The 9,733-nt window shown below is 70.2% G+C and carries 8 protein-coding genes; 4 read left to right on the plus strand and 4 right to left on the minus strand.

The annotated features are described in order from the left end of the window. Positions 1 to 55: 55 nt before the first annotated feature. A complete protein-coding gene (gene metK / locus BST42_RS27800; protein ID WP_083122934.1) occupies positions 56 to 1,264 on the plus strand; it encodes a methionine adenosyltransferase in 1,209 nt (402 codons plus the stop codon). Between the two features lie 18 nt (positions 1,265 to 1,282). Here metK and BST42_RS27805 read toward each other — a convergent pair whose 3' ends face one another. The 4 genes from BST42_RS27805 to BST42_RS27820 all read right to left on the minus strand — a co-directional run bounded on the left by BST42_RS27805 (position 1,283) and on the right by BST42_RS27820 (position 5,212). Further along, positions 1,283 to 2,026, minus strand: a complete 744-nt coding sequence (locus tag BST42_RS27805) for a 3-oxoacyl-ACP reductase family protein (RefSeq protein ID WP_083122935.1) — start codon at positions 2,024 to 2,026, stop codon at positions 1,283 to 1,285. Positions 2,027 to 2,093: 67 nt separating this feature from the next. Continuing rightward, complete coding sequence (locus BST42_RS27810; RefSeq protein ID WP_083122936.1) at positions 2,094 to 3,686, minus strand: adenylate/guanylate cyclase domain-containing protein; 1,593 nt, start codon at positions 3,684 to 3,686, stop codon at positions 2,094 to 2,096. A gap of 61 nt (positions 3,687 to 3,747) precedes the next feature. Then, positions 3,748 to 4,143, minus strand: a complete 396-nt coding sequence (locus tag BST42_RS27815) for a hemophore-related protein (protein WP_165760945.1) — start codon at positions 4,141 to 4,143, stop codon at positions 3,748 to 3,750. Between the two features lie 94 nt (positions 4,144 to 4,237). Beyond that, positions 4,238 to 5,212: an alpha/beta hydrolase gene (locus BST42_RS27820; RefSeq protein ID WP_083122938.1), complete on the minus strand. Its 975-nt coding sequence runs from the start codon at positions 5,210 to 5,212 to the stop codon at positions 4,238 to 4,240. On the opposite strand from BST42_RS27820, the gene BST42_RS27825 reads away from it, so the two are divergent. The 3 genes from BST42_RS27825 to BST42_RS27835 form a co-directional block, all read left to right on the plus strand. Then, positions 5,211 to 5,912 (plus strand): lysoplasmalogenase, encoded by a 702-nt coding sequence (locus BST42_RS27825; RefSeq protein WP_207569591.1) that lies wholly within the window; start codon positions 5,211 to 5,213, stop codon positions 5,910 to 5,912. The two genes, BST42_RS27820 and BST42_RS27825, sit on opposite strands and share 2 nt — an antisense overlap. 32 nt (positions 5,913 to 5,944) lie before the next feature. Continuing rightward, positions 5,945 to 7,942: a primosomal protein N' gene (locus BST42_RS27830; RefSeq protein ID WP_110918817.1), complete on the plus strand. Its 1,998-nt coding sequence runs from the start codon at positions 5,945 to 5,947 to the stop codon at positions 7,940 to 7,942. A 25-nt stretch (positions 7,943 to 7,967) separates the two neighbouring features. Next, the coding region (locus BST42_RS27835; protein ID WP_083122940.1) for a DUF2207 domain-containing protein at positions 7,968 to 9,733 on the plus strand (1,766 nt) is incomplete at its 3' end.

Here is a 9,733-nt window from a genome sequence, read left to right on the forward strand (position 1 = left end):
TCTGTCAGGGGCGAATATAAGATTCGCCGAACTAAGTTCTTGAAAGGAAAACACTGTGAGCACAGGTCGGCTGTTTACCAGCGAGTCGGTCACCGAAGGACACCCCGACAAGATCTGTGACGCGATCAGCGACTCGATTCTCGATTCGCTGCTTGCCGCGGACCCGAAGTCCCGCGTCGCGGTGGAAACCGCCGTCACGACCGGTCAGGTGCACGTCATCGGCGAGGTGACCACCTCGGCCAAGGAAGCGTTCGCCGACATCAACGACACCGTGCGCAAGCGCATCCTGGACATCGGCTACGACTCCTCGGAGAAGGGTTTCGACGGCGAGACCGCCGGCGTCAACATCGGCATCGGCCGGCAGTCGCCCGACATCGCCCAGGGTGTGGACACCGCCCACGAGACCCGCGTCGAGGGGGCCGGCGACCCGCTGGACCTGCAGGGCGCGGGTGACCAGGGGCTGATGTTCGGCTATGCCATCAAGGACACTCCCGAGCTCATGCCGCTGCCGATCGCCCTGGCGCACCGGCTGGCCCGCCGGTTGACCGAGGTACGCAAGAGTGGCGTGCTGGACTACCTGCGCCCCGACGGCAAGACTCAGGTCACCGTGCAGTACGAGGGGACCACGCCGGTACGGCTGGACACCGTCGTGCTCTCCACGCAGCACGCCGCAGGCATCGACCTGGAGAACACCCTGGCCCCGGACATCCGGGAGAAAGTGGTCAACACCGTGCTGGCCGACCTCGGCCACGACACGATGGACACCTCGGACTTCCGGCTGCTGGTCAACCCGACCGGCAAGTTCGTGCTGGGCGGCCCGATGGGTGATGCCGGCCTGACCGGCCGCAAGATCATCGTCGACACCTACGGCGGCTGGGCCCGTCACGGCGGCGGTGCGTTCTCCGGCAAGGACCCGTCAAAGGTGGACCGCTCGGCCGCGTACGCCATGCGCTGGGTGGCCAAGAACGTCGTCGCCGCCGGCCTGGCCGAGCGGGTCGAGGTGCAGGTCGCCTACGCGATCGGCAAGGCCGCCCCGGTGGGCCTGTTCGTCGAGACCTTCGGCTCCGAGACCGTCGACCCGGCCCGCATCGAGAAGGCCATCACCGCGGTGTTCGACCTGCGCCCGGGCGCCATCGTGCGCGACCTCGACCTGCTGCGCCCGATCTACGCGCCGACGGCGGCCTACGGCCACTTCGGCCGCACCGACATCGACTTGCCGTGGGAGCGCCTCGACAAGGTCGACGACCTGAAGAACTCGGTCTAGTCCGCGGCGCCTCGGGCGCTAGATGACGAAACCGCCGTCGACGTTCCAGGTGGTGCCGGTGACGTAACCGGCCTCCGGTGACGCCAGATAGGCCACCGCACTGGCGATGTCGCGCGGCTGGCCGTAGCGGCCGACGGCAATGAACGGCCGCACCTGGTCGGAGAACCCACCGACCTCGGGATTCATGTCGGTGGCCACCGGCCCGGGCTGGATGGTGTTGATCGTGATACCGCGCGGCCCGAGCTCGCGTACCAGACCGCGGCTGAGGCCGGCGACCGCCGCTTTCGTCAGCGCGTACACCGCCAGCCCGTTCATCGGCACCCGGTCGGCGTTGACGCTGCCGATGGTGATGATCCGGCCGCCCTCACCCAGATGCGGGACGGCGCGCTGGATCGCTGCGTACACACCGCGCACGTTGACCGCGAGCAGCCGGTCGAACTCCTCGAGTGGAAAGTCCTCGATCAGCCCGGCGGACGCGATACCGGCGTTGTTGACCAGGATGTCCAGCCCGCCCAGGGCCGCGACGGTCTCGTCGACCGCGGCAGTGACGGCGGACGGGTCGGCGCTGTCGGCCTGGATCGCGACGACCTTGCCACCCGCGGCGACCAGCTCGTCGGCCAGGGCCTGAGCCGTCTGCGCCGACGATTGGTAGGTGAACGCCACCGCGGCGCCGTCGGCGACCAGGCGCCGCACGATCTCGGCGCCGATACCGCGCGAGCCGCCGGTGACCAGTGCGCGCCTGCCGGCCAGGGGTGTCGTCATGGGGTTCCTCCGTTGCGTTGTCCAGCTGTTGGAATGCCAAACCAGAACAAGCGGCGGAAAGCCGAGATCATTCCGCAGGGACGGCCAGCCGGGTCGGCGACGAGCGGCCGCGCAGCACGACCTCGTCGCCCAATGTCCAGAAGCGTTGCTCGGCGGCGTCGGCTGCTTCCAGGGCGGGGGCGGACGCGAGCACCCCCGCGCCGGTCTTCTTGGCCATCTCGCACAATCGGGACGCTTCGTGCACGGGGTCGCCGATGACGGTGTACTCGAAACGGTGGTGAGAGCCGATATTGCCGGCCACCACGATGCCCGCCGCCACCCCGATGCCCACGTTGATGTCGGGCACGTCGCGGCGGAGGCGATCGGCGATCGCCCGCGCGGCGGCCAGCGCGTTGGTCTCGGGGTGCTCCTGCGCCACCGGTGCGCCGAACACCGCCAGTGCGCCGTCGCCTTCGAATTTGTTGATCAGCCCGCCGCAGCGCTCGACCTCGTCGACCACGACGCCGAAGAATTCGTTGAGCAACTCGACGACCTCGACCGGCGGCCTGCTGCCCACCACTTGAGTCGATCCGACGATATCGACGAACAACACAGCGGCCGAACACTCTTCGCCGCCGAGGTTGATGTTGCGCTGTTCGGCAGCCCGCGCGACGTCGCGCCCGACGTGGCGTCCGAACAGATCCCGGACCCGGTCACGTTCGCGCAATCCCTCGACCATCCGGTTGAACCCGCGCTGCAGTTCACCGAGCTCGGTGCCGTCGAACACCACCACATGGGTGTCGAGATCACCGTCCTCGACCCGCTGCATCGCGGCGCGCACGACCTGAACCGGTGTGGCGATCAACCAGGAGGCGATCAGGATCAGGATGAAGCCGAAAATCGCTGCGGCACCGGCCAACAGCAGCACCGCGACCGAAAGCTGGGTGACCGTCATGTTGCGCAGTGTCAGCGTGAAGCCCGCCGCCAGTGCGATCCCGATGACGGGCACACACGATCCCAGCACCCACGCCATGATCGTCCGGCCCAGCACTCCCGGGCCGCCGCGGTGCTCGGGCGTGCCGGTCTCGAGGGCTTGGGCGGCGACCGGGCGCAGCGCGAACTCGGTGAAGAAGTAGCAGCTCGCCGACACCACGATCCCGCTGAAGGTGATCCCGAACAGCATCTTGGGGATGTATCCCGTGTCGACCATGCCGTACAGCGTGGTCAGCAACGCCGCGCCAACACCCCAGAGCACCAACGGGATAACGGTCAACTGCCAGGGGGCGCGGAAGGTGTTGCGCTGATCGCGGGGAGTCGGGGTGCGGTCCTCGATCGACCACCGCAACGCGTCGAGGATGCGGCGGGTGGCCCACACCCATCCGACGATGACCGCGACGACCACGTAGGCCGGAGCCACGACCGTCGTGATGACGTGGGCACGGCCGGCAAAAATGTTGGGCACCGGGATGGCGACGGTGATCACCGACATCGCGACGGCGACACCGATGAGGTTGGCCACCACCACGAAGACCGTGAGGATGACCTGGATTCGAATACGGCGGCGGCGCTGGCTCTCCGAGACTCGTCCCAGCAGCCAGGAACCGTACTCCGGGGTGGCCGATGCCTGAGCGCTCTGCTGGGTGAGCCACTCCAGGACCCGGTGCGTTCGTGGTGCAGGCATCAAACAGTCAGCCCGGCCGTCGAGTCATAACGGCCGGGCTGTACTGGTGAGGCGGAGTTGATCAGCCGACGAACTGGTCGAACGCCCACTGATACTGCGGCGGGATCACCTGGACGCCGCACTGCTTCTGCAGCGTTCCGAGCGGAGCCAGGAGCGCGGTGAACTCCTGGTACTCCTGCGGGTTCGACTGGGCGTAGGCCTGCAGGGTGGCAGACGCCTGGGCGCGCGGCTGCAGTGCCGCGGTCATCAGCATCCGCTGCCCGTCCGGGTGCGAATTGAGGTAGCCCTGGATCGCGCCCTGCGACTGGGCGACCTGGGCGTCGACGGCGGGCTTGCTGCAGTCCGGCGCCGCGACGGCGGCCGGAGCGGCGATGACGGCCGATGCCAGACCGACTGCGACAGCGCCGAGACAGATGCCGAGCGTGCGCCGGGCTCCGGCGGCTTCAGCAATGTTCATGGGGTAGATCCTCCCGATTGTGGCGATTGGTGCCATTCTGGCCTGTCCGGACGGTCCCGACAAGGTTTGCTGCTAGCCGTGCGTTTTCGTCCGCTCAGGCGTGCAACGCTGCGCGCAGAGCGGCTAATCCACGGTCGGTCGCCTCAGTGGCGGCCGGCACCACCCCGGCGTAACCGAGGTAGCCGTGCACCAATGTGTCGGCCAAATGCAGCTCGACTGTTACACCTGCGGCCGCAAGCAGTTCGGCGTAGCGGGCGCCGTCGTCGCGCAGCGGGTCATGGCCTGCGACGGCGATGTAGGCCGGGGGCAGACCGGAGAGGTCGGCGGCGCGGCCCGGCGCCAGGCCCGCGGGCGGGTCGGTCAGGTCGACATGGCCGGCATACCACCTGGTGAACGCCTCGATGGCGGCATTGTCGAGCACCGGCGCGTCAGCATTCTCGGCGAATGACGGCAGCGAGTTGTCCCACATCGTCGACGGGTACCAGAGCAGCTGGAAGGCGATCGGCGGGCCGCCGTTGTCCCGGGCCAGCTGGGCCACGACCGCGGACAGCGTGCCGCCGGCCGAGTCGCCGGCCACCGCCAGCCGCGAACCGTCCGCGCCGAAGCGCTCGGCGTTGTCGGCCACCCACCGGGTGGCCGCCCAGACGTCGTCGACCGCGGCCGGGTAGGGATGCTCCGGGGCCAGCCGATAGTCGACCGACACAACCAGGGTGCCTGCGGCGACGGCATGTTCGCGGGCTGTGCCGTCGTGGGTGTCGAGATCGCCGACGGCGAAACCGCCGCCGTGGAAGTACATGGTCACCGGCGGCGGAGGGCAGGAGCGAAGCGACCCGGGATCTGATTCAGTCTCGACGTCGACGGGCCAGTACACCCGGATCGGAATCGGGCCTGCCGGGCCGTCGATCTGGTGGTTTTCCACCCGCAGGTCCGGGTGTACCGGACGGCGCGGGAGATTGCGCAGGCGGCGGCGCGCCTCATCGATCCCGCCGTCAACGGTCAACTTGAAGGGCACCGCGTCCAGTACCTTCTGCAGGATGGCATCGACCGGCGGTGTGTCCGAGCTGGGCATGAAATCACCGTACTTACGCACGCTGACAACCTGGTGGGCGGCCGGTGCCGCGGTCGCGATCGGCTACGGCGTCTTCCTGGCCGTCGAGGCGCTGCGGCTGCCCGACAATGCCGAGCTCACCGGCCGGTTCCCCGGCCAGCCCGCCGCGAAGGCGCTGATGGCCGTACTGCTGGCGGTGGCCGCGCTGTGGCATCCGCTCGTCCGGGAGCGGCGCTGGCTGGTCGCGGCGCTGCTGCTCTCGGCGTGCGGCGACTTCTTCCTCGCGATGCCGTGGTGGCAGCCGTCGTTCGTGCTGGGCCTCGGCTCGTTCCTGGTGGCTCATCTCTGCTTCCTGGGCGCATTGCTGCCGCTGCGCGCACCGACGACGCCCCGGCTGGTCGCGTCGGCCGTCGTCGTTGTCGGCTGCGTGGGTTTGCTGGTCTGGTTCTGGCCGCGGCTGGTGTCCGACGGGCTGACCATCCCGGTCATGGTCTACATGGCGGTGCTGGCCGCCATGGTGTGCGCGGCGTTGATCGCCCGGCTGCCCACCCCGTGGACCGCGCTTGGGGCGGTGTGTTTCGCGGTGTCCGACGGGATGATCGGCATCGGCCGGTTCGTGCTGGATTCGCAGGCACTCGAGGTGCCGATCTGGTGGGCGTACGCCACCTCGCAGGTGCTGATCACCGCGGGCTTCTTCTTCGGCCGCAGGGCCGGCGACTGAACGTTTGTCGGCGTCGTCGTTAGTCTTCGACGATGCCGATCCGGCGAGCCGCCGAGCACGAACCCATCGCCCGGGTGCTGCCGATGTTGTCGGTGCCGCACCTGGACCGTGAATTCGACTACCTGGTGTCGGCCGAACAGTCCGACGATGCCCAACCCGGGGTTCGGGTGCGGGTGCGCTTCCACGGCAGGTTGGTCGACGCCTTCGTGCTCGAGCGACGGTCCGACACCGACCATGTAGGCCAGTTGGGCTGGCTGGACCGGGTGATCTCGGCCGAGCCGGTGCTCACCCCGGAGGTACGCCGACTGGTCGACGCCGTGGCCGCTCGCTACGCGGGCACCCGTCCGGACGTGCTGCGGCTGGCCATTCCGCCGCGGCACGCCCGCGCCGAGAAGATGCAGGCGGAGGCGCCGCTGCTGCCCGTCGTCGAACCGGTCGACCCGGCAGGGTGGGCCCGGTACGGCCGCGGCGACCAGTTCCTGGCCGCGCTGGGCGAAGGCCGGGCTGCCCGCGCGGTGTGGCAGGCGCTGCCCGGTGAACATTGGTACGAGCGGATCGCCGAAGCCGCCGCGGCCGCGGTCGGCGGCGGCTACGGAGTGCTGGCGGTGGTTCCCGACCAGCGCGACATCGACGCGCTGTGGCAGGCCGCCACCGCCCGGATCGACCCGGCTGCCGTCGTCGCGCTGTCGGCAGGCCTCGGGCCGTCGGCGCGTTACCGGCGCTGGCTGTCGGCGCTGCGGGGACACGCCCGCCTGGTCATCGGCACCCGCAGCGCGGTGTTCGCGCCCGTCGAGCGCCTCGGTCTGGTGATCGTCTGGGACGACGGCGACGACACCCTGGCCGAACCCCGCGCCCCGTATCCGCACGCCCGCGAGGTCGCGATGCTGCGCGCACATCAGTTGCGCTGCGCGGCGGTGATCGGCGGCTTTGCCCGCACCGCCGAGGCGCACGCGCTGGTACGCAGCGGCTGGGCGCACGACCTGGTGGCAGCCCGGCCGCTGGTGCGGGCGGCGGCACCGCGGGTGGTGGCCCTCGACGACGAGGGTTTCGCCGAGGAGCGCGACCCGGCTGCCCGCTCAGCGCGGCTGCCGTCCCTGGCTCTGCGCGCAGCGCGTGGTGCACTCGAACGCGAGACGCCGGTGCTGATCCAGGTGCCGCGACGGGGCTACGTGCCGTCGGTGGCGTGCGCCCGGTGCCGAACGATCGCCCGCTGCCGACACTGCATGGGGCCGCTGTCGCTGTCCGAGCGGGATGCCGCCGGAGCGGTGTGCCGCTGGTGCGGCCGGATGGACACCGCGCTGCGCTGCCGGCGCTGCGGCTCGGACGCGATCCGCGCGGTGGTCGTCGGCGCGCGGCGAACCGCCGAGGAGATGGGGCGGGCCTTCCCGGGCACCACGGTGATCACCTCGGCAGGCGATGCGGTGCACACCGAGATCGAGCCGGGACCGGCGCTCGTCGTCGCCACTCCCGGCGCCGAGCCCCGGGTGGCGGGCGGCTACGGCGCTGCGCTGCTGCTGGACAGCTGGGCGCTGTTGGGCCGCCAGGACCTGCGGGCGGCCGAGGACACCCTGCGGCGCTGGATGGCCGCCGCCGCGCAGGTACGGCCCCGCGGCGACGGTGGGGTGGTGGCGGTGGTCGCCGAATCGGCCATCCCGACCGTGCAGGCGCTGATCAAGTGGGATCCGGTCGGCCATGCCGAAGCCGAGCTGGAGGCCCGCGCCGAGGTCGGGCTGCCGCCGAGCGTGCACATGGCCGCCGTCGACGGCGGGGCGGCCGCGGTCGGTGCGCTGCTGGACCACGCCGAACTACCCGAGGACGCCGACCAGCTCGGCCCCGTCGACCTGCCGCCGGGGGTCCGCCGGCCTCCCGCCACCGCCCCCGGTGAACCCGTCATCCGGATGCTGGTGCGGGTCGGCCGGGACGAGGGGCTGGCGTTGGCCGCTTCGCTGCGCAGCGCCGTCGCGATCGCCAGCGCCCGCCACGACCACGACGCAGTCCGGGTACAGATCGATCCGTTGCACATAGGGTGAAACTCGTCGAAACGGGGGAGGCGCGATGAAGTGGACCGGTCGGATCATCTGGGTCTCGATCGCCGTCCTGCTCATCGTCATCGGGCTGCTGTGGCCGCTGGTACTCACCGGCAGTGCGCAGGGCGGCCCGCCATCGGATCCGGTGGTCATCACCGACTACCGCGCCGAGTTCGTCGTCGACCGCGACGGCCGGCTGGACGCCACCGAGATCATCACCGGGCGGTTCCCCAGCGGACGGCACGGCATCTTCCGGTATTGGGACGTTGCCAACCTCAACAGCCCGCGTGTCCGCCAGGAGCCGCACGTCACCGAAATCCTGCTCGACGACCAGCCCGTGCCGTTCACGTTGCAGTGGCAGAGCGGAAAACGCTTCCGGGTGGCCAAGATCGGCGATCCGAACAGCTACCTCGACTACGGCACCCACGTCTACCGGATTCGCTACAGCATCGACGGCGTCCTCGACCCGGGCGACACCGGCGCCGGCAAGCAGTTCGCGTCGTCGACCGGTGACCCGTCGTCACGGTCGGCGTTCTTCTGGAACGTCGTCGCACCGGGCTGGAACAACGTCATCGAGCGGGCCGAGATCTCGGTGACGCTTCCCGGTGGCATCAGTGGCGCCCAGTGTTCGGTCGGCTACGGCGTCGGCCGGGCCTGCGACGGCCTCACTGTCAGCGGGGACCGGGTCCGCCTCGCGGCCAGCAACCTGGATCCGCGTACACCGGTCACCGTGCGCGCCGCAGTCGATGTGCCGACCCCGCCGCGGGCCGAGTTGCCATGGTCCTACCGATGGGACCCGGTACTGGGCCGGTCGCTGCCCACCGCGCTGTGGGTGTTGGGGACGTCGGTGGCCGCCGCGCTCGGTGCCTTCCTGTGGTGGCGGACCACGGTCGAGCCGGCCCCCGGCTTTCCACTGCAGTACGCGCCGCCGGCCGGCCTGGGCCCGGTGCAATGCGAATACATCCGCACCGAGAAGGTGCCCGCCAACGGGCTGACCGCGACGCTGTTCTACCTCGCCGAACGCAAGCTGATCAGGCTGCACCAGGTCAGCGACAAGAAGTGGACCATCACCGGCAGTGCGCCGTCGGCGGCGTGGGCCGACGTCGACCCGGTCAGCATCGACGTCGGCGGGGCGCTGAAGGTGATCGGGCCGGACGGCCGCTTCGACGCCAACGGCACCGTGGCGGCCGGCAAGAAGCTGACCAAGGCCAAGGAGGACATGGCGGCGTCGGTCAAGAAATGGGCTTTCGACGGGCTGATGGTCAAGCGCTCGAAGGAACTCTGGCTGCGGTTCTTCAACTTCCTCGCCCTGGTGCTCGCCGTCTGCGCCTTCATCTGGTCCCCGGCCACGCTGTGGGGGCTGCCGTTCGCGCTGTTCTTCCTGTTCTCGGCGAGGTCCTGGACCGACGGCGTGGGCAGCAGGCGCACCGCCGCGGGACGCGAACTGTGGTCGCAGGTCGGCGGCTTCCACCGGATGCTGGCCACCGACTCGGCCGAGGCGCGCTTCGACTTCGCCGCCCGCAAGGACCTCTACACCGCCTACATCCCGTTCGCGGTGGCCGGCGGGGTGGCCGCGCTGTGGGCGCGCAAGTACCAGACCGCGACCGGTCAGGTCGATCCGCAGCCGGACTGGTACCACTCGTCGTCGGGCACCGGCTGGCACACCGCGACCAGCGGAGGTGCTAGTTTCGACAGCTTCGAGTCGGCATTGTCGTCGTCGATCGGCGCCTACACCGCCTCGCAGTCCTCGTCGTCGTCCAGCAGTGGCGGCGGTGGGGGCGGAGGCGGTGGAGG

Source organism: Mycolicibacterium rhodesiae (genome assembly GCF_002086695.1).
GTDB classification, from domain to species: Bacteria; Actinomycetota; Actinomycetes; order Mycobacteriales; family Mycobacteriaceae; genus Mycobacterium; species Mycobacterium rhodesiae.

Coding starts and splice junctions, on each gene's coding strand:
- BST42_RS27805 (WP_083122935.1), bottom strand. CDS start 2,026: ATGACGACACCCCTGGCCGGCAGGCGCGCACTGGTCACCGGCGGCTCG.
- BST42_RS27810 (WP_083122936.1), bottom strand. CDS start 3,686: ATGCCTGCACCACGAACGCACCGGGTCCTGGAGTGGCTCACCCAGCAG.
- BST42_RS27815 (WP_165760945.1), bottom strand. CDS start 4,143: ATGAACATTGCTGAAGCCGCCGGAGCCCGGCGCACGCTCGGCATCTGT.
- BST42_RS27825 (WP_207569591.1), top strand. CDS start 5,211: ATGAAATCACCGTACTTACGCACGCTGACAACCTGGTGGGCGGCCGGT.
- BST42_RS27820 (WP_083122938.1), bottom strand. CDS start 5,212: ATGCCCAGCTCGGACACACCGCCGGTCGATGCCATCCTGCAGAAGGTA.
- BST42_RS27830 (WP_110918817.1), top strand. CDS start 5,945: ATGCCGATCCGGCGAGCCGCCGAGCACGAACCCATCGCCCGGGTGCTG.